Here is a 20,593-nt window from a genome sequence, read left to right on the forward strand (position 1 = left end):
ATGGCACAGATCAAACTTTCGAACCTACGGCACAGCTATATGCCTGAGCCGCAAGGCCCGCAGGACTATGCGCTCAAGGAAATCGACGTCACTTGGCGCGACGGCGGGGCCTATGCGCTGCTGGGGCCGTCGGGCTGCGGCAAGTCCACCCTGCTGAACATCATCTCGGGCTTGCTGACCCCGTCCGAAGGGCAGATTCTGTTCGATGATCGGGACGTGACCGCCCTGCCCCCCGATCAGCGCAACATCGCGCAGGTGTTCCAGTTCCCGGTGATCTACGACACGATGACTGTGGGCGAAAACCTGGCTTTTCCGCTGAAAAACCGAGGCGTTGACCCGGCAACGATCAAACGCCGCGTCGATGAGATCGCCGAGATGTTGGACGTCACCGATATGCTGAACACTCGCGCCAGCGGCCTGAGCCCGGACAACAAGCAGAAGATCTCAATGGGGCGTGGTCTGGTCCGTGATGACGTGAACGCGGTGATGTTTGATGAACCGCTGACCGTGATCGACCCGCATCTGAAATGGAAATTGCGCTCGAAACTGAAAGAGCTACACCAGCGGGTCAAAGCCACGATGATCTACGTGACCCATGACCAGACCGAGGCGCTGACCTTCGCGGACGAAGTAGTCGTGATGCAGGAGGGCGAAGTGGTGCAGATCGGCACGCCCGTTGAACTGTTCGAACGTCCCCAACACACGTTCGTCGGCCACTTCATTGGCTCCCCCGGCATGAATGTCCTGCCCTGCGAAGCCAAAGGTGACCGCGCAGTGTTCGAAGGTCATGAGGTCATGCTGGAGGGTCCGACCCATGGCGACGGTGGCCGCACTGATCTGGGTATCCGCCCGGAATATGTGGGCTTTGGCGACACCGGTATTCCGGCGCATGTGACCAAGGTTTCCGACATTGGCCGCCACTATGTGGTCAGCGCAATGGTCGGCAACACGGCCCTGAAAGCCGTGACCGAACACAGCGTGCCCGAGCCCGGCTCGGAAGTCTTCCTGCAATTCAAACCTGAACAATCCCGCGTCTATCGCGACGGCTGGATCGCAACCGAGGAGCGCGGCTGATGAGAACGGAAAACCAAAAAGCATGGTTCTTTGTCCTGCCTGTGCTGGCGCTGGTCGCGTTCAACGCGCTGGTGCCGATGATGACGGTGGTCAACTACTCGGTGCAGGAAACCTTTGGCAACAACCAGTTCTTCTGGGAAGGGCTTGGCTGGTTCGAACAAATCCTGCGCTCAGATCGCTTTCAGGCCGCGCTGGGACGTCAGTTCTTGTTTACCTTCCTGATCCTGCTGATCGAGGTGCCCTTGGGCATCATCGTCGCCCTGTCGATGCCGCGCAAAGGCTTCTGGGTGCCGGTCTGTCTGGTACTGATGGCCCTGCCGATGCTGATCCCGTGGAACGTGGTCGGGTCGATGTGGAACATCTTTACCCTGCCCAAGATCGGGCTGATGGGGTACTTCCTGAATGACGTTCTGGGCATCAACTATGACATGACGCAACAGCCTCTGTCGGCCTGGATCACCGTTGTGATCATGGATGTCTGGCACTGGACCTCGCTGGTCGTGCTGCTGTGCTATGCGGGCCTCGTGTCGATCCCGGACGCCTATTATCAGGCCGCCAAGATTGACGGCGCCAGCCCGTGGTCGGTGTTCCGCTATATCCAACTGCCCAAGATGAAAACCGTCCTTACTATCGCGGTTCTGTTGCGCTTCATGGACAGCTTCAACATCTATACCGAGCCCTTCGTTCTGACCGGCGGTGGCCCCGGCAACTCAACCACCTTGCTGTCGATCGACCTTGTGAAGATCGCGCTGGGACAGTTCGACCTTGGCCCTGCAGCCGCGATGAGCCTGATCTATTTCGCCATCACGCTGCTGGTAAGCTGGGTCTTCTACACTCTGATGACAAAGGATGACGCGCAATGAAGAAGCGGTCTCTTATCCCGATCCTCTATATCGCGTTCCTGATGCTGCCGATCTACTGGCTGGTGGCGATGTCCTTCAAGACCACGAACGAGATCCTGTCGGGATTTTCCCTGTTCCCCCAGACCTTCACGCTGGAGAACTATATCACCATCTTCACCGACCCGACATGGTACTGGGGCTACATCAACTCGATCATCTACGTGACGATCAATACGGTGCTGTCGGTTTGTGTCGCCCTGCCTGCAGCCTATGCGTTCTCGCGCTATCGCTTCTTGGGCGACAAGCAGCTGTTCTTCTGGCTGCTGACCAACCGGATGGCTCCGGCAGCCGTGTTCGCGCTTCCTTTCTTCCAGCTGTATTCTTCGATCCACTTGTTCGACACCTATCTGGCCGTGGCTCTGGCGCATACGCTGTTCAATGTGCCGTTGGCGGTGTGGATTCTGGAAGGCTTCATGCGCGGCATCCCAAAGGAACTGGACGAGACAGCCTATGTCGACGGCTATTCCTTCCCGCGGTTCTTCGTGACGATCTTCCTGCCCAACATCAAAGCGGGCGTGGGTGTCGCGGCATTCTTCTGCTTCATGTTCTCATGGGTTGAAATGCTGCTGGCCAAAACCCTGACCGCAGTTGAGGCGAAACCCATCGCCGCCGTGATGACCCGCACCGCCTCCAGCGCGGGGTATGAGCTGGGCCTGCTGGCAGCCGCCGGGACGCTGACCATTATCCCCGGCGCCATCGTCATCTGGTTTGTCCGCAACTACATCGCGCGTGGTTTCGCGATGGGCCGTGTGTGAGGTTCGATATGCGTAAACTACTTCTCACCCTCCCCTTCCTGCCTTCGATGGCGTTTGCTCAGCAGGCCGGATGGGGCAATGTCGGCCAGCAAGAGGAAAAGGGGTTTTCCTGGACTGACCCGTTGTGGCCCGATTTCTGGATGGCCTGGACGCCCGCAACGCTGGCGCTGTTCGTCGGCATCTTCTCAGCCATCGCCCTGATTGGCGTGCTCGAAGGGTTCAAATTCCGCGACGGGATCGAACGGCGCGGCGTGCTTGGTCTGACGACTACGCTTGGGGATCGTTTGTTCATCACCCTGCTAGGATCGGCCTATATTTTCCTCGCCTGGCTGGGAATCGTCGGACAACCTGTCTGGACCCCATTATTCCTGTCCATTGGCTGGGGTATTTTCGTCTTCTGGAAAGTTTGAGCTTTGCGAAACAGCGAAAGGATGCTTGTCTGTCAGGCATAATAAAAAAATGCGACACGAAAGACCGATGCGAAAGAAAAAAACAACAAACCTTCTGACCGAGGTTGAACTTGAGTTCATGAATGAACTCTGGGCGCTGGGTCAGGGCTCGGTCCGTGACGTGCTTGATCGCCTGCCACCAGAACGCAATCTGGCTTATACATCCGGTGCGACCATCCTGCGGATTCTTGACGACAAAGGCTTCGTCGAAAGCCGCAAGGACGGAAAGACCCTGATCTATTCGCCGCTGCTGGAGAAAGACAGGTATCAGGCGCGGTCGTTGCAAAACCTCTCGCGCACATTGTTCGATGACACGCCTGCCTCATTGGTGGCGCGTCTGGTCGACGATGCGGGCCTGAGTGAAGCCGATCTGGAGGAAATTCGGGCACTGGTAGAGAGGAGACTGCAAAATGACGGCGGTTAAACCGGTTCTCGATGCGTATCTCGAATTAAGCTTCGTCCTTGTGCTGGCAGCGATCATATGGCTAGCCGTAAGAGGCGTATTGGCAAAAACCCCAATGCAATATGGGTTTGTCGCGCAGCTTCGCGCGCTCAAGACACTGTGCCTGTGCATTCTGGTCAGTCCGCTTCTGGCGTGGGGGATCTTTGCGCTGGCGGCTCAGACATCGACCACCGGCAAGGTTGCGATTGGCGATATCGCCGTTGCTGCGTATTTGCGCGGTGAGATTTCGATGCCAGCGACCCAGTTCGAAGCATTGCTGAACACGCGTGAACGCTGGGTGGAATACCTGCTGCATGGCGACCACCCTGTTCTTTTGGCGGGCCTTGCCATGTTGGCAATTGCTGCAACTGTGTATGCTGTGCGCTTGGTGCGTGATGGATTGGGGATCAGAAGTACGGTGCAAAACAGTTTCCTATGGCGCCGCTCGGCCAAGGTAGACATCAGGCTGTCAGATCGAATAGCCGTGCCGTTTGCCGTACGTGGTTTGCGCAGGCGTCATGTTGTTTTGCCCAGCCATCTACTGGATACGCCAAGCGAGTTGCGCTTTGCCTTGGCGCATGAACTTCAGCATGTGCGTGCTGGCGATGTTGAATGGGAGCTTGGGTTCGAACTGCTTCGCCCCCTGCTGTTCTGGAACCCCGGATATCTGATTTTGAAATATCAGTTCGACCGCTTGCGTGAACTTGCATGCGATCAGTCCGTCGTTTCGCGCAAAGGCATCAACGCAAGCGATTACACCAATTGTTTGCTGGACTATTGCGCAAGAACCGTCAGCAGAGGCAGCCCCAAAGTTCTAAACGTGGCGTTGGTGACCGGCGGCAAAGCCAAACGGGTCCTGCGGCAACGGGTGATTGCGCTTGCGGATGCGCCATCAGTGCAGTCCGGGGCACCCGCGCTATTTGTTTGCCTGACCCTGGTGTTCGCAACAGTCCTTGGTCTGGGTGCGGCGTCCGTTCAGCAAACTAACGACTGGAGCCACGATCGTCTGATGCTGTCGACGGTCGTCAACCTTGAACGGCTCGAGGCACGCAACGCAGGCAACTGACCCGGCGGCTTACCATCCTCTGCGCCCGAACAGAGAATGCAGCCTTTTTTGCCCGGCAAAGGGATCAACGGTTTGCGGGGGCGTCAGACCGGAAACAACCCGGCGTACGAGGAACCAACAGACCAGCGCAAAAATCACGCCGCCAAAAGCTTGCCCTAGCAAGACGCCTGGCGCGCCGGCAATATAGGCGCCAGCTACCGCGAATGGCCACGTGCCCAGCGTGTGTCGGCCCCAGTTCACCCACGTTGAATAGATGGGGTGCCCCAGATTGTTAAAGCTGGCATTTGCCACAAAAATCACGCCGTTGAAGAACGAAGCCAGCGCCAAAGGTCCGCAAAACAGGTAGATCAGCGCACGCGTTTCTCCTTGCGCCTGAAACAGGTCAGCAATTGGGCCGCGCAGGACAAATAGAACCGAAGCCATCAACAGCACATAAACACCAGTGAACTTAACGCCCGCAAGAAACGTGTCTTTCACGCGGTCATATTGCCCGGCCCCGTAATTCTGACCAACGATCGGCCCGATTGAACCCGAAAGCGCAAAAACGACCGAAAATGCGACAGGCATCAAACGCGCAATGACTGCCATTCCTGCCACTGCATCTGTTCCAAATTGCGCAACCTCACGAATGACAATCGCGTTGCCCACGGGCGTTGCGATATTGGTCAGAACGGCAGGAATGGCGATGCCACGAACTGGTTGGAAATCTGACACGACCTGCCCCACAGACGGCCGCGCAAAAGCCTTGTGTACCCGGATAGCGGGGCCGACCGCAAACAGCAGCATGCAAATTCGCGCGATAACCGATGCAATCGCCGCGCCGTCCAAGCCAAGGCCAACCGCAAAGATCAGGATCGGGTCCAGCACAGCGTTGGTCACGCCGCCGTAAATTGTCGCCAGCATCGAACGTCGCGCGTCACCATGCGCCCGCAACACTGCCATCCCCGCCATTGCCATCGCCATGACCCACATCGTAGGCAAAATGATCGAGACATAGCGCGCAGCCAGACGCAGGACTTCTCCCTCGGCTCCTAAGAGCGATAGCAAAAAGTCGAGGTTCAGCATAACGATGCCGGAAACGATCACTCCGATCAATATTCCGAGTATTGCCACACTGGTGGCGAAATTGCTGGCCTGTTCGTGCCGACCTGCGCCCAATTCGCGGGCCACAAGTGCGCCGGCTGCAATAGACAGCCCAACGTTGACCGAGTTGGTGAAGAACAGCAGCGTTCCAGCATAGCCCACAGCAGCAGCCAACGCATCATTTCCCAACATGGAGATGAAAACCATATCCACGAAGTCGACTGCGAAAATGGCCATCAGGCCGATGCTGGTGGTCAGCGACATACGCGTTACATGGCGCATCAAGCTGCCGGAAAGGAAAACAGCTCGACCTGTTGTATCATTTGCCATAAGCCGACCGCTCCCCAATGCCTCATCGCACTCTGACAATGGTCACGGGCTTTGGGCAACCGGAAAAATGCGCGCTAGTTTTCTCGGATATCCATGAGAGACTTTTGCAGGGCCACGATCATGGCATCGCGATGCTGCGAAAGCTGCGCGGGGGTCTCATTCTTTGCGGCAGCGGCGATACCCTCACACATCTGCCGTTTTACATCATCCGTTAGGTAAACCTGCCCGAGGTCGTCCCACCAGCCATTAAATGTATCAGAGAAATGGTCGCAAAAGGCGTTCAGTCCACCTTCGCCTGCTCCGAGATTAAACAGCATTGTCGGCCCCATCGCAGCCCATCTTAGGCCGGGACCTGCCCAAACCGCCTTGTCCACATCCTCGACTGACGCGACCCCAGATACCACCAAATGAATAGCCTCGCGCCACAGCGCCGCCTGCAAACGGTTAGCGACGTGTCCCGGAACCTCTTTACGGACCTGGATCGTCGTCTTGCCAAGGCTCTCGTAAAATCGTTGCGCAGCTTCGACGACGCCCTCTTGTGTCTTGTCGTTGCCTAGCACCTCAACCAGCGGGATAAGGTGCGGCGGGTTGAACGGGTGCCCCAAAACGAACCTGGCCGGATCTTTCCAGCCATGCTGCATCTGGCTCAGTGTCAAACCAGACGCAGAGCTTGCAACAATCGCCTCATCAGACAGAGCGGGTTCAATAGCGGCATAAATGGCGTGTTTGACGTCTAATCGTTCGGGCACGTTTTCCTGCACGAATTGTGCACCTTCGACAGCCTCGGGCGCGCTGGTGCTAAAGGTGATGGCATCGGCTGAGCCCTCTGCCCCCAATCCCAGCGCCACCATTGTGGGCCATGCCGCTTCGATATACGCCCGGGCTTTGTGTTCAATCTTCGGGTCCGGGTCATACAGCGCGACCGACCGCCCAGAGGCGAGAAATAGCGCCGCCCAGCTGGCACCGATGACCCCGCCGCCAAGACAAACCGTGTGTTGGATTTCCATCAGAACAGCCCTGGGTTCAAAGGGGATGCCGCGGTTAGGCCTCCATCCACAGTAAAAAGCTGACCCGTGGCAAAAGAGGCTTCGTCAGACGCAAGCCAAACGGCCATGCTTGCAATATCCTCTGGCTTTCCAAAACGGCGCACCGCGTGGCGCACCACGGCATCCCGACGCGCAGCATTCGGATCGCTGGCCTGATCGAACCCGGCCTCAAGCATTCCGGTTTCGATCCAACCCGGACAGATTGCGTTGCAGCGGATCTGTGGCCCGTGATCGACTGCGATCGAACGTGTCAAACCATGCACAAAGGCCTTTGATGCGTTGTACAAGGCCATCGAGGGGTCCGCCGCATTGCCCGAGATTGAGCCGATATTTATGATAGCCCCACCTGTGGACATACGCGGAATGAAAGCGCGACACATGTTGAACACGCCCCGACAGTTTGTCCCGATGACGGCATCCCAATCATCATCCGTACTGTCAGCGACCGTTTTCTCGACCTGAACACCCGCGTTGTTCACCAGAATGTCGACCCCATCCAAGAACCGGGCCAAGTCTTCCACGGATGGGCCATCGCTTACATCCAACCTGTGCCAAAGAACGTCATCGCCCAAGCCATCGGGGCGCGCGGTGCGTCCGCAAGTGGCCACTTGGGCCCCTTCGCGCAGAAAAGCCTCTACGATCCCGCGGCCAATTCCCTGACGCCCACCTGTTATAAAGGCCCGTTTTCCCGACAGTCTCATCAGAGCCTCATTTGCTGAACTTGCGCGCTCAACCCTCCATCCAGAACCCAAAGCTGACCACTGGCATAGCGCGCCTCGTCCGAGGCCAGCCAATTCACAAGGTTGGCGATATCTTCCGGCGTTCCATAAGTACGCGTGGGGTGCACATCACGAACGGCCTGTTGCAGTTGATCAATAGACTTCCCTCCTGCGCCCGAACCCTCGCCCGTAAAAAAGCTTTGCAGCATGGGGGTATCGACGTAACCGGGGCAAATTGCATTTACCCGTATACCTTCGGGGCCGTGATCGCAGGCCATCGCACGGGTCAGCGCATGGACTGCGCCCTTTGTCGCGCAATACGCAGCAAGTCCCGGGTCGGCGATAAAGCCGTCGTAGCTGCCGAAATTAATGATCGAGGCCGATACGCCGGAAGACGCCGCGCGGCGCATCAGCGGCAATGCGTGTTTTGAGGTCAGAAACGTTCCCGTTACATTCACCGCGAACGACAAGTTCCACTCTTCCAGCGTCGTTTCCTCGATCGTTTTTTCGATTTCGATGCCTGCGGCATTGACCAAAATATCCAGTTTCCCGGCTTCATCTTGGACACGTTGCATCGCCGCAATCGCGTCGGCTTCGTTGGTGACATCCAGCCTGACGAAAACGCTACCATCCTCGTCATGCGCCTCCAGCGATCCCTCAGGCGTCAGATCAGCTGCATAGACCCGCGCGCCTTCGCGCAGCAATCGCGCAGCGATGGCGCGCCCGATCCCCCCTCGTCCACCGCTAACCAGCGCGGTTTTGCCTTTCAGCATCACTGCTTGCTCTCCTTTTAGTATTCGTTGCTATACCGCGCCACACAATAACGGTGATTACATGTGCCAAGACGGATCACGCATTTCCGCGCGAGGCTTTCCAGCTGGTTTAGATGTTCTGAGATGCCGCCTAGAAAGGGCACCGACCGCCTGCTCTTACTCACGTTCCGCCCGTCCGCTTCATGGCGCAACCTTTGCATAAGCATCCAGCACCAAACCGTGAAAATGATGCACAGCATGTTCAGACTTGCCCGAACCATCGGGGTCATGAACGATCCGGCCCTGCGTGAAGGCAGGCGTATTCATTCCGCGCTGGACACTCTCAACAATGTCGATGTCTTCACGTTGCAGGACCTCATCCAGATATCGCATGGCCTCTACTTCCATCTCGTCCGGCTCTGGCGTTTCCAGAAAAAAGTCATAGGTCTCAAGCGTGCGGTCGGGCCCGATCGGGATAACGTTCAGCACAATCATCGATGATCGACCCGGATAGCGCATCAGGCAGGTTGTCGGCCACAACCACCACACCGCATGGGTGCGCACCGTCGCGTTCGAGACGTCATAGGCGGTGTTCGCGCCCTTGCCCGCTTCGGCCATATGGCTGGAGTAAATGCCGTAGGTCGTCACCTTATAGGTATCCATGTCCACCAGATCGCAAAAATCCTTATGCGCGGTCGGACAGTGGTAGCACTCAAGAAAATTGTCGACGACGTTTTTCCAGTTGGACTTGATGTCATAGGTTAAGCGACGACCGAATGTCAGTTGTTCAATGTCCGGTGCCCAATGACGAATCTCAGTTTGCAGGTTGCCTGAAAGCTTAGCCAAACTGGGTGACTGCGCATCAAGATTTACAAAGACAAAACCCGCAAACTCCTCGACTTGAACCTGATCCAGACAAATGTCTGAGGTATTGAAACCGCTCAGCTTTTCGGTCTCTGGTGCCCGAACAAGTTGCCCGTCCAGTTTGTATACCCAAGCATGATAGGGGCACATGATGCGCGTCGTCTGGCCTTCGCCGGACAGCAGGTGATGGGCGCGGTGTTTGCACACATTGTAAAACGCCCGCAGCACTCCGTCACGGTCGCGCACGATGGCAATTGGGTGTCCAGCGATCTCGACGGTGACGTAGGACCCTGGCGCGCGCAGCTTTTCGACATGGCACACCCATCGCCAGGTTTTGGTCAGGATCGCCTCAACATCAGCCCAGAACCAATCGGGGTCGACGTAAGCGTCCGCCCTAAGCGAACTGGTGTCAAAAGGATCAGCGCTATAACCGTGCGATATTCTCTCGAATTGGTCTTTAGAAGGAAGCTGGCGCATCGTGGTCTCCGAATATCCGAGTCACCCTATGACCGGATGTTTGGCTAATTCGAGCACATGATCTTCGGAAAAAATGCCAAAGGCGCAACTTTTTTCGCCACTATTTACATCTTTTTCGCCATTCATCACTCAACAATATTTTGTTTGTTTTGACGATGCATGGGCCATGCACGGAACTCGAACGGGACCCGCCCTTCTGTCCGATCCTGACTGGGCGGCAAACCAAACCTGTGTTTGTAGGACCGGCTGAAATGAACCTGACTGGCAAAACCAGAGGCCATGGCGACCTCAGAAATTGGTAAATTGGTCTGCGTCACCAGCCCTCTCGCCCGGTCCAACCGGATGTCGCGGTAATACTGAGCTGGCGTTTTCCCCACGTGAACCGAAAACATCCGGTCCAAATGACGGTGCGAAATTCCCACCAACTTGCATATCTCGGGTACAGGCCGCGGATCTTCCAAATTGGCCTCCATCGTCTGGATCGCGAGCCTTAGCTTATCGGGAACAGTCGCCCCCAACGGTTCACTTCCTTCCGGTTGTTGCATGTTGGCCGGTTCGCGAAGCCTATCGTGGAAAACATATCGCGCCGCTGCGTTCGCCAGCGCGCTACCGCGGGTTCCCATAAGGATCTGCAAGCCAAGATCCACTGCCGCGCCACCACCGCAGCACGTGAAGCGGTTGCCATCCAGAACAAAAAGGTTCTCAACAACTTCCACATTTGGAAAAAGCTCTTTGAAAGCATCTACATGCTCGTAGTGAACAGTCGCGCGACAGCCGCTCAAAAGCCCGGCCTGAGCTAAGAGAAACGCCCCCGTGTCCAGCCCCACTAAAATCGCGCCCTTGCGTGCCCAATTACGTAACGCGTTTCTAAGTCCGGGGGTCAGGTGCTGTTCCGGCGTCCAACTGGTGGAAACGACAACGAAATCCACCCCGTCAGTTTCAACCTCGCTCAAAGCGGTTGTCGAAATGTCTGCTCCGTTACTCGACATGCAGGGCCCGCCAGTCGCAGATACAAACTTCCACTTGAAATACGACTGGCCATCCAGATAGTTCGCTGCCCTGAAAGGGTCTATGAAGCCCATCGTCGCAGAAATATTGAAGCCCGGTGCCACAATCACCACAATTTGCGTTTTGATTGGTACGGCTTCATTCATTTCAGCCACTCCATTACCCACGGACCCTTAGGTCAAGAAAAGAGCTTTTGTGTCAGCAGCGCAAGTCGGTGCAGTATGACGCCTTCGAAGCGTAACTTTGGCCTCCACCAATCTTGCTTGCCAGCTGCAAGACCAATCTTGCATAGCGTACCCACCGATTGCCTTCTAAAACGATGGTGATCGCACGGCCAGTAAGCCCTAAATTGATAACCTATCTCTCGGTAAAGGCGCGCTCCAGCGTGGCTTGGACGGGCTTCAAAAGGTAGGCAAGCAGGCTTTGTTCTCCGGTCTGCAGCTCGGCTACGACTGTCATTCCCGCGCGCAATGGCCTTTCAAACGCGCCCGTGCCAACATGCGCGTCGGTCAAATCGAACGACGCCCGAAAATACGTATCGCCCGTAGTCTCATCAGTTAGTGGAAGCGGATAGACGGAACTCAAATGCGCCTTGACCTTGCCGAAACGGCGCACATCGAACGTATCCACGCTAACAGAGACCGGGTCATCGACCGTGACATGCCCCACTTCAGAGTTCGGGATGCGTGCCTCGACCACCAAGGCTTGTCTTGATGGCAATATTTCAAAAATTGTCTCACCGGGCGCGATGACTTCACCCGGGTTCGGATAAGCGACAGATTGCACCACACCCGACGAAGGCGCGACTATGCGCAACGCCTGCAGCTTGGCGGCCACATTGGAAAAGGACACCTGCAAGCGATCATGTTCCTGCTCCAACTCCGAGATCCGCGTTACAACTTCGTCCTGCATAGACAGCGCTTCTTCATACATGGCTGCGGTCGAATTCATCAGTGCATTCTGGGCTTCGGCCAGACGTGCTTCGGCAGCAGAGGCCGTGGCACGTAAAACATCTACTTCGTCTTCTTCCTCCAGATAGTCGCTCAGCGATTTTAGGCCCTGCGCATGAAGTTGAGCATACCGCGCGAGGCCTTTTTCTTTTCTCGCAACCCGGTCTTTTGAAAACTCGGAAGCTTGCTTCAAAATCTGCACAGTCTCCGCCTGTTGTTCCAACGAGGATTGCCGAATCTTTTGGCCTTCGAAGAATAGGCGCAATCGCGAAGCAGCAGTTTTCAGGCCACTCTGACCCAGCGCGTCCAGTTCGTCAGAGCTTGGAGGTTGCGGTCTGGTTAACATAGACAAAACAACCTCGCCGCTTTTCAGATCACGCGCGATTGCCGCCAGTTGTTCGGTCAACAACTCAGTCTCTTGCAAGAGGTCCGGATTCGCGAGTTCAACCAACAAATCACCGGATTTCACCCGTTGACCATCGTGGACATGCACTGCACGAACGATGCCACCGTGCAATGTGTCGACTTGCTGATAGTCCCCAAAAGGCAGAATTGTACCCGGCGCACGTGTGATCTGCGGAACACTGGTGTACCCCGCCAGGGACAGAATGCAACAGATCATCGCGAACGACCCTAGCGCCAAAAACGCCGCGAACCGAGGCTGCCTCAATCGCTTTCGCTTAGCCGCATCCGCCATCGGCCCAGCATTGGTATTTCGTTCCATTTTGCTGGTCATGACTGTCCCCCCAGTGTTTTTAAGACGGCTTGCAGCTTTCTGAGTCCGGCTTCTCCGGTCGCGTTGACCACCACACGATCGCCGTTCAAAAAAATGAAGCGATCAGCGATTTGCATGAACGACCTATCTGCGGTCGCAACAACAACCGTTTTTTGGCCGTGTTGCGCCCGGACCCAATCCTTAAACTGAGCGCGCCGCAAATCTGTTAAGCCGTTGGTCGGCTCCGAAAACAGGTAAAGTGAAGATTCACGCGCCATACTACGCGCCAATGCCAACGACTTGATTGTTTCATCCGACAGCCCCGCAAGCAATCGATCCGTCAGTCGCGTATTCAAACCGTCCTGCAGCAATCCCGGTTCGTTTAGTAGTTTCATAAACGCGAGCTTCGAATAGATCTCTTCATCCGTGAGCGATAAAGACGCCAAACGAAAATTCTGAGCGATCGTTCCGTAGAACAGAGAGGGATGGTAAGGCGCATAAGTAGTCGACTTTCGCAACTCGTCCGTGGCGATTTGGCGGATGTCGATCCCGTCATGCTCGATCGTTCCAGCCAAAGGTGCGTGCAGGCCATCGATCAACTCTAACACGGCAGTGCGACTGGCGACATCGCTGCTCATTACTAAAACGATTTCGCCGGGTTCGAAGTTGAAGCTGGCCTGAGATAAAAGTGCCGCATTCAAAGGGTCAGGCCGGTAGGTAACGCCCGAGAATGTCACCCCACCCCTGAGCGTTTTTCCATGGGAGTGATCTGGCCCCAGCTCCAGCTCTTCCTCCAGGCTAAGGACGCGGTCAACCTGCGCTTGGGTCTTTGAGAAGGCCAGCAATTGAGGACAAGCTGAATAAAGCGATTGAACAGGTGCCAAGACCTTGGACACTAACGCGATGGACGCGATGAGGGCACCGAAACTCAAGGTTCCATTCACTGCGCCAAGGGCACTCATGACGATTGCGCCTACAGTTGTCAGCGCGACCATGGATTGTGCCAAGGATTGCGTAAGCGTTTGAAACTGACGCGCTTGGCGGGACGCATCCTCAGCAGCGTCAACCAATGGTATGCTCGCTTCCATCCAGCGCGCCTGCAGCCCAAGGTTAGAAATGACGTGCTGGTGGCGAACGGCATCCTGCACCTTGGTGCGGAGAACCTCAGCCAATTCCGCTGCATTGCGATCTAAGGACTGCTGGCGTGGTATTGTGATCAGACCTAGAACAACAAAGCCTATGATAATGAACATGCAAAGCAGGCCAACCGTAGGCGCCAAATACAACAGAAGGGCTAAGGAAATAAGGACAAATGGAAGGTCCAGCAAAGTCGTCATGAGTTGTCCGGTGAAAACGTCTCTTACACCTTCGAACTGACGGAACCGGGCCAGTTGCTGATGAACGCCCGATTTCTGCAATTGCGCCAAGGGCAGAGACATCAACTTGCGAAACAGGGCAACCATAAGCAGTTGTTCACCGCGCCAACCCACATAGGCCAGGGCCTTCCAGCGCGCCAGACGAAAACAAAAATCCGAAACACCCACAATAATGACACCAAACGCCAGCGAAATCAGTAAGCCAGCGGAACCGGACGGAATAACTCTGTCATAGATGGCCATGATCAACAGAGGCGTCAGCAGACCCAGCGTGTTGATCAAAAGAGATGCAAACAGGAGCGATGGCATCATTGGGCCGAGGTCCCGAAATGCCGTTCGTACGGAGGTCGAGTGGCCTCCAGCCTCATTGCGACTGACACGGTCCAGCCGAACCGCTAAGCACTTTCCACCGCCCGGGTGATAAAAGCGCAGGTCTGGGTTTTGACTATCACTTGTTCGTAAATCCGCCCCCAACCTTTCAAGAGCCAGGTAACACCCGCCTCTATTCGGGAATACCAGTGCAGGGCATTCTTGTTGGGTCAGTTCCCGTTCACGGCATCTGACTGTAGAATAGGAAACTTTCAATGTTTCCAATGCATTCAAGACATCATCTTGACTGAGTGACTCGGTGAAATGCGGCAAGGCTTCGGTGACCGTGTCTGCACTCTTCCGGCGCCCTCCAACCTGCAGAAATCGTTGCAAGATCGAGGCAGCGTCAATTGTGCTCAACGTGCTCATGCGGCACCTCTGTTGTGCGATTGCGCTGCGTGTAGCTCCACCGCCGCGTCTTGGTTCCACGCAATGACATCGTCAGTTAAGATGTTGGTAAGTTTTACGCTTTGATCCGCCAACTTTCGCAGCCGCGGATCCGGGCTGGACAAGACTAACGTGGGTCTTGGGGAAACACTCTCAAGGTAATCCGCTAAGGCTTGTCGTTCTGGTGTATCTAAAGCCGCCGTCGGTTCGTTCATCAACAAAACCCGAGGCTGCAACGCCAAAACGCGCGTCAGAGCGATAAGGTGGCGGTTCACCGGTTCCTTTTCGAACCCGGTGTTGGCGTTCAGCACAGTGCTGTACCCGGCGGGAAGACGGTTGATACGTCGCTCCAACCCCAAAGCCGCGGCAATGTGCTTTGCCTTACCAGCGGTCGCGTCATCCGAGAAAGCGGACAGGTTTTCTAGTATCGTGCCGGAGAATATCGCTGGCTCTGTTTCCAAAGCGATCAGAGCCCCCTGCCCTTTCTGCATTACTCTTTGCGACGCGGCCAGCCCGTCAATCATTATGGAACCGCGATTAGGCGAGCGCGTGCCTGCTATGACTTCAAACAATGCGCCAACCATCCAGTTTTCTTCGGCGTCAACCAAAACACACTGGGATCGACCCACCGAGAATGAAATTGGAGAACTTGACCGACCAGCTTCACCAGCCACGCTCAGCGACAAGTTGGAAACCTCAATGTTCCCGGTCATTTTGCCTGCAGATTGCTGAGGTACAGCGATGGGTTTCAACCTTTCCATATCTGCCAAGCGCCCACGCGCCAATGCTGCATCTTCGGACTGCACCCACAGTGCCATGAGCTTAGTCAAAGGTTGAATGATACGTCCGTTCAGCAGCATGCACGCCGCAAGTTCCGCAATTCCGATTTGGTTTTGAATGACCAGATATGCCCCCGACAGACCCATCGCAGCGACCATCAATTGCGAGAAGACGGCACCAAAACTCTGTGTAAAACCCGAGAAGAGTATGAGCTTTCTACTCATGTAAACGGTTCGTTCCTCAAGGCGCTCGAACCGGCGCGCTAATTGCGGTTCCATTCGGTTCGCCTTGACGGTCGGCATTTTTGCCAGAACTTCAGACAGAAACGCGTAGCGCCGTGTGTCCAACGACTTTCGTTGTTCGAACAGCGATCTTTGCGCGCGCTTCATGACCAAAGCGACCGTGCTAACCACACAAAACGCACCCAGGGGAACAAGAAACAACCACCCTCCGATAAGGGCGATCAAAGCTGCGAACAAAACTGTAAAAGGCAGGTCAATCGAAAGGCTTTGGGTCTGACCAGATTGGAAATCTCTGAGCCGGCCAATGGCCGAAAACCTCTCAAAATATGCATTTTCCGGGCTTTCGGTAAAGGTCTTGGGGTCGGCGCAAAGAAGTTTACTCAAGAACCGATTGTGGTTGTGGACCGCCGTATCTTCGGCCGCAACAGCAAGCAGAATGTTCCGGCACTGACGCAAAACCATCTCAGCCATCGCGCTGACCAGCAGCGCAGTCGACAATACCCACAGTGTTTCTGTCGCCTGAAACGGTATGACCCGATCAAAAATCAGCAGAATGGAAATGGGCGTCAGAAGCGCAAGAATATTCAATGAAAAAGACGCGACCCATATCGGGATTCTGAACCCCAAGCCCACCGATTTCCCGACCAGTTTAAGCGGTTTCATTCTGCACGCTCACCCGTTTGATTTCCAACAGGATGTGCGCCGCTCGGCTTTAGAAAATGTAAACTCAGGTCGCCTTAATTCTTCTTATTTTCATTAAATTACAAATATTTATGAAACACATCTGCAAGGTTTCGCGTGCTATCTCACACCAGAACACACAGGCTGCATAAGGAAATGGATAATGGGGAAAACAGGTCAAGATATTTCATTTTACGCGCAGTCTCGAAAGTCTGAGCAAGATGAGAAGGCTGAACTTGCATCACAACTTTCGCGTAGCGGTCCGCATGAAGTCGACGACCCGTCACGAAGTACCTTGCACACAGGTGAAAATCGTTCTGGCTCGATGGAAAACCGCGCCTATTTTGACGGCGCTCCCGTTGGGGCGGACGTCGAAGATGTGACATCGGCGGAAAGCCAGCGAGAAACAGGCATCCAATCCGGCCCAGAGCCCATTGTTCCGATAAACACGTCAGTCGACTTGCAGGCCAGTGTTCGGCAAAAAGATGCACCCAGCACTATCCGAGAACCAAACACAACGTCAGAGATGGTAGAGGCCACTCCTGCTCAACTGTCATCCGCCCCCTCTCTCACTCGCGCTTCCAACGATCAGGTGGATATCCGCAGTCACGAAAGTCCGCAGTACTCGCCTCCGCCACCCAATTTGGCGGAGGCCAACACAGCCCCTGAACAGATTGATCTGGATAATGCGACCGTAGCCGAGAATGCATCAGGCGCGGTTGTTGGTACGCTTTCCGTAGTCGATCCAGACCAAGCCGACGACCACCATTACCATGTATCAGACGATCGTTTTGAGGTTGCCAACGGTCAGTTGAAACTGAAACCCGGCATTGCGTTGGATCGCGAGGAAGCATCGTTTATCGAGGTTGACGTAACCGTCACCGATAGCGGTGGGCTTAGCCTGACAGAGACTTTCGCTGTCGAAGTCCAGGACATCAACGAAGCACCCAACAAAATCGATCTGCAAGATGTTGGCATCACAGAGAATACGCCCGGTGCCACTATAGGTTCTTTAAACGCTTTCGACGCGGACCAGGGCGATACGCACAGCTTTCACGTTTCTGACGACCGGTTCGAAATTGTCGACGAGCAACTGCGCCTTAAGCCCGGCATGGCTTTGGACCACGAAACTGCAGATATGATTGATATTGACGTCACGGTCACAGATACAGGCGGATTAAGCCTGACTGAACGCTTTACGATCAATGTGCTGGACGTCAACGAAGCCCCTGTTGCACTGGACCTCGACAATCTCTCCGTGGCCGAAAACTCGGTTGGTGGCGTTGTAGGAAAAGTCACCACAACGGACCCGGACCGCGGGGACCAGCACAGTTTTCAGGTTTCTGACGACCGCTTCGAAGTTAGCGACGGTCGTTTACGCTTGAAGACGGGAGTTGAACTGGATCACGAGCAAACCGACGAAATTGAGGTTCAGGTCACCGCCACAGACTCTGAAGGTCTGAGCGTGACGCAGAATTTCACCATTTCGGTTGAGGATATTAACGAGGGACCGACCGACCTTGCCCTAACAACAAACTCACAAAACCTCATTAAAAACGGCAGCTTTGAAGAGTTCGATCTTGCCAAGGGTAGGTGGAAAGGGTTCCACGAGGATCAGACCGGTGCCTGGACAGACGCAAATGGCATCGAAGTCTGGGACCGGCTTGGCGGAACACAGGCCTCGCACGGCGATCAGTTAATGGAACTGGATCACGGCCATGGTCTGGACAGCATTTCACAGACTGTCCAAACCGAAGCTGGGCAGCTTTACAACCTTGGCATGGATCTGCGAGAGCGCCTGACAGGCGGCACAGACACAGTAGAAGTCTATTGGAACGGCGATTTGGTAGCCGCTCTAGACCCTCAATCCTCGGATTGGGAGACGTTTCAATTGCAGTTGGTGGGAACCGGGCAGGACACGTTAGAGCTGCGGGAAACAGAAGGTCAGAACGACAGTTTTGGCGCCCTGATTGACAACATAACACTGACGGCAGCCGAGCAGACGGTGGCAGAAAACGTCAAAGGGGCAATTGTTGGGAAAATCAGCTTTGCCGACGCCGACCTTGGCGACAAACACAGTTTCGAGGTATCCGACGACAGGTTCGAGGTTGCCGACGGTTATCTAAGTCTAAAGCCCGGTGTTTCGCTGGATTATGAGCAGGCCTCTACCTTAACTGTCGACGTCACGGTCACCGACGAAGGTGGCCTGAGCCAGACCGAGGCTTTCAGTGTCCACGTCGCGGACCGGCAAGAAGCTCTGGTAAAAAGTGGTTTCCACGTCAAGTATTTCGACGTCGACCACAAGCTTGAAAAGCTGGCGGACGTGAACTGGGCGGAACCGCCGTCACACCAAGAAATACGCCCCGAAATAAACTTCGAAAACGGTAGCGAATCATTCTGGGAAGGCGGCTCTAAGGACACGTTTGGAGCGGAAGTTAGCGGCAATATCAACGTCTCGGAGGGGGGAGTGTTTACATTCTTTCTGGGTGGGGACGATGGCGCAACGTTGACCATAAATGGTGTCCCAGTTGTCGAGGATGACGGGTTGCACGCATACCATACAGAAACAGGACAGATTGCACTGGAACCCGGAACCCACAGTATAGAAATTCGGTATTTTGAGAACTACGGCCATGCTGGCCTTAAACTCGAATGGGAAGGACCTGGTATTGATGGTCGCGAAGCTGTCACCGCTCCTGACGCGACCGAAGCTCAAACCGTTGGCGGAATGCCTTTGACTTTCGACATCGACATCAATCAGCTGGCACTTTCGGATGCTTCAAATTTCGTTATCAATGAGCTGCCGGCGGGAACCCAAGTCGCAACAAAGGCTGGAACGACGATCACAGGTCCAGACGGCAGCGCAGAACTGAGCGACTGGCAAGGTGACCTCGTGACGATCACCCCTCCTCCTGATTTTGTTGGCTCAGTGCAGGCCGAACTTCAGAGTTCCGCATCGTCCGGCAACGATCTGAGTATGAACACGGTTCAAGTTTTAAGCTTTGAGGTTAATGACGCCCAGCACGTGATGCCATCGGCAGAACTTACCGGCGGGTTTCAAGCTCGGTACTTTGACGTGGACCACAACCTAAGGCGTTTAGACGACATCGACTGGGGCGCGGATCCGACCCATCAGGAATTCGTACAAGAAATCAATTATCAAAACGGCGCTGGCTCTTTCTGGGAAGGCGGTTCCAAAAACACATTTGGTGCAAAAATTGACGGGACAATCACGGTCGAAGAAGGCGGGACGTATTCCTTCTTTGCCGGGGCGGATGACGGTGTGGCTTTGTTTATTGACGGCCAGCAGCTCATCGACAACGACGGCCTGCATGGTTTCAGAACGCGATCTGCCCAAGTTGACCTCTCCCCTGGCGCTCATGACATCGAAGTTCGGTACTTCGAAAACCGTGGTCATGCGGGATTAAAGCTGGAATGGGACGGTCCGGATACTGACGGGCGTGAATTCGTTCAGGCGGATGCAGCGACATCAATCCCAGAAAACGGAACATTTGAGGTCGGTATCGACGTGATTGATGCGGGTCCGCAGGCCTCAGTAACGCTTGAGGGGCTACCATCAGACACTTTGGTCGTCAGTGGGGAAAACACAGCCCTAACGGACGGGAGCGAATTGAACCTGCAAGGTTGGGATATCAGCCTTTTGGAAATCTCTCCTCCGCCCGGGTTCGAGGGGGTGATTAATGGAGAAATCGTTGTATCAGACATCGGCTTCAATGGGGCGCAGCTAACGTCCGAAACTCCATTCGAGCTTACTGTGGGCGATGTCACAGCAGAAACTCAAATTGGACTATCTGATGAGATGGTCGAGGTCGTTTCTGCAACGGCAAATGAGTCCCCCGCCTGGGATTTAGACGACCAAATAGTCGAAGCGGAACAGGACCTAGACGTAATGTCAGAGGTAATTCTGAGCCCAAAAGAACCGGACATATCCAGTATCGACAGCGACGCGTACGAGCGGTTCGATTGGTAGTTTTGTTTTCACTCCCTGTCTCAAACCGAACGCAACTATTTAGCTTTGCCTGCGGCTCATGTTCACGCAATGGAAGTGCGATATCCGGTTCGAAAGTGGATTTCGCAAACACATCTTAACGCCTAAAGCGAAGCT

Annotated in this window: 16 protein-coding genes; 7 read left to right on the forward strand and 9 right to left on the reverse strand. The window is 55.1% G+C overall.

Going from position 1 to position 20,593, the window contains the following annotated elements; all coding sequences use genetic code 11:
• The 6 genes from ACR0DG_RS11240 to ACR0DG_RS11265 all read left to right on the forward strand — a co-directional run bounded on the left by ACR0DG_RS11240 (nucleotide 1) and on the right by ACR0DG_RS11265 (nucleotide 4,688).
• Complete coding sequence (locus tag ACR0DG_RS11240) at nucleotides 1-1,074, forward strand: ABC transporter ATP-binding protein (protein WP_480697868.1); 1,074 nt, start codon at nucleotides 1-3, stop codon at nucleotides 1,072-1,074.
• Entirely contained in the window at nucleotides 1,074-1,937 is an 864-nt protein-coding gene (locus ACR0DG_RS11245; RefSeq protein WP_170479010.1) for a carbohydrate ABC transporter permease, read from the forward strand. The genes ACR0DG_RS11240 and ACR0DG_RS11245 overlap by 1 nt, the downstream gene beginning before the upstream one ends.
• On the forward strand, nucleotides 1,934-2,731 hold the full coding sequence (locus ACR0DG_RS11250; protein ID WP_058280831.1) for a carbohydrate ABC transporter permease: 798 nt from the start codon (nucleotides 1,934-1,936) through the stop codon (nucleotides 2,729-2,731). Before ACR0DG_RS11245 ends, ACR0DG_RS11250 begins: the two co-directional genes overlap by 4 nt.
• Before the next feature lie 8 nt (nucleotides 2,732-2,739).
• A complete protein-coding gene (locus tag ACR0DG_RS11255; RefSeq protein ID WP_480697870.1) occupies nucleotides 2,740-3,141 on the forward strand; it encodes a DUF2160 domain-containing protein in 402 nt (133 codons plus the stop codon).
• Between the two features lie 67 nt (nucleotides 3,142-3,208).
• Nucleotides 3,209-3,604 (forward strand): BlaI/MecI/CopY family transcriptional regulator, encoded by a 396-nt coding sequence (locus ACR0DG_RS11260; protein ID WP_480697871.1) that lies wholly within the window; start codon nucleotides 3,209-3,211, stop codon nucleotides 3,602-3,604.
• On the forward strand, nucleotides 3,591-4,688 hold the full coding sequence (locus tag ACR0DG_RS11265) for a M56 family metallopeptidase (RefSeq protein ID WP_480697872.1): 1,098 nt from the start codon (nucleotides 3,591-3,593) through the stop codon (nucleotides 4,686-4,688). The genes ACR0DG_RS11260 and ACR0DG_RS11265 overlap by 14 nt, the downstream gene beginning before the upstream one ends.
• Nucleotides 4,689-4,697: 9 nt before the next feature.
• Here ACR0DG_RS11265 and ACR0DG_RS11270 read toward each other — a convergent pair whose 3' ends face one another.
• The 9 genes from ACR0DG_RS11270 to ACR0DG_RS11310 all read right to left on the reverse strand — a co-directional run bounded on the left by ACR0DG_RS11270 (nucleotide 4,698) and on the right by ACR0DG_RS11310 (nucleotide 16,449).
• Complete coding sequence (locus ACR0DG_RS11270) at nucleotides 4,698-6,101, reverse strand: MATE family efflux transporter (protein ID WP_480697873.1); 1,404 nt, start codon at nucleotides 6,099-6,101, stop codon at nucleotides 4,698-4,700.
• A 74-nt stretch (nucleotides 6,102-6,175) separates the two neighbouring features.
• Entirely contained in the window at nucleotides 6,176-7,108 is a 933-nt protein-coding gene (locus ACR0DG_RS11275) for a 3-hydroxyacyl-CoA dehydrogenase family protein (protein ID WP_480697874.1), read from the reverse strand.
• A complete protein-coding gene (locus tag ACR0DG_RS11280) occupies nucleotides 7,108-7,848 on the reverse strand; it encodes an SDR family NAD(P)-dependent oxidoreductase (RefSeq protein WP_480697875.1) in 741 nt (246 codons plus the stop codon). The genes ACR0DG_RS11275 and ACR0DG_RS11280 overlap by 1 nt, the downstream gene beginning before the upstream one ends.
• Nucleotides 7,848-8,639, reverse strand: coding sequence for an SDR family NAD(P)-dependent oxidoreductase (locus ACR0DG_RS11285; protein WP_480697876.1), 792 nt, complete (start codon nucleotides 8,637-8,639; stop codon nucleotides 7,848-7,850). Before ACR0DG_RS11285 ends, ACR0DG_RS11280 begins: the two co-directional genes overlap by 1 nt.
• Nucleotides 8,640-8,819: 180 nt before the next feature.
• Nucleotides 8,820-9,959 carry an aromatic ring-hydroxylating oxygenase subunit alpha gene (locus ACR0DG_RS11290; protein WP_480697877.1) on the reverse strand — a complete coding sequence of 380 codons (1,140 nt, stop codon included), beginning with the start codon at nucleotides 9,957-9,959 and terminating at the stop codon, nucleotides 8,820-8,822.
• 125 nt (nucleotides 9,960-10,084) lie between these two features.
• Nucleotides 10,085-11,113, reverse strand: coding sequence for a GlxA family transcriptional regulator (locus ACR0DG_RS11295; RefSeq protein ID WP_480697878.1), 1,029 nt, complete (start codon nucleotides 11,111-11,113; stop codon nucleotides 10,085-10,087).
• Nucleotides 11,114-11,324: 211 nt separating this feature from the next.
• On the reverse strand, nucleotides 11,325-12,653 hold the full coding sequence (locus ACR0DG_RS11300) for an HlyD family type I secretion periplasmic adaptor subunit (RefSeq protein WP_480697879.1): 1,329 nt from the start codon (nucleotides 12,651-12,653) through the stop codon (nucleotides 11,325-11,327).
• On the reverse strand, nucleotides 12,650-14,320 hold the full coding sequence (locus ACR0DG_RS11305; RefSeq protein ID WP_480697880.1) for an ABC transporter transmembrane domain-containing protein: 1,671 nt from the start codon (nucleotides 14,318-14,320) through the stop codon (nucleotides 12,650-12,652). The genes ACR0DG_RS11300 and ACR0DG_RS11305 overlap by 4 nt, the downstream gene beginning before the upstream one ends.
• A 422-nt stretch (nucleotides 14,321-14,742) precedes the next feature.
• Complete coding sequence (locus ACR0DG_RS11310) at nucleotides 14,743-16,449, reverse strand: ABC transporter transmembrane domain-containing protein (protein ID WP_480697881.1); 1,707 nt, start codon at nucleotides 16,447-16,449, stop codon at nucleotides 14,743-14,745.
• A 181-nt stretch (nucleotides 16,450-16,630) separates the two neighbouring features.
• Between ACR0DG_RS11310 and ACR0DG_RS11315 the strand changes: the two genes are divergently transcribed.
• Complete coding sequence (locus ACR0DG_RS11315) at nucleotides 16,631-20,458, forward strand: PA14 domain-containing protein (protein ID WP_480697882.1); 3,828 nt, start codon at nucleotides 16,631-16,633, stop codon at nucleotides 20,456-20,458.
• Nucleotides 20,459-20,593: the final 135 nt, after the last annotated feature.

The organism is Ruegeria sp. BG8, from assembly GCF_056538325.1.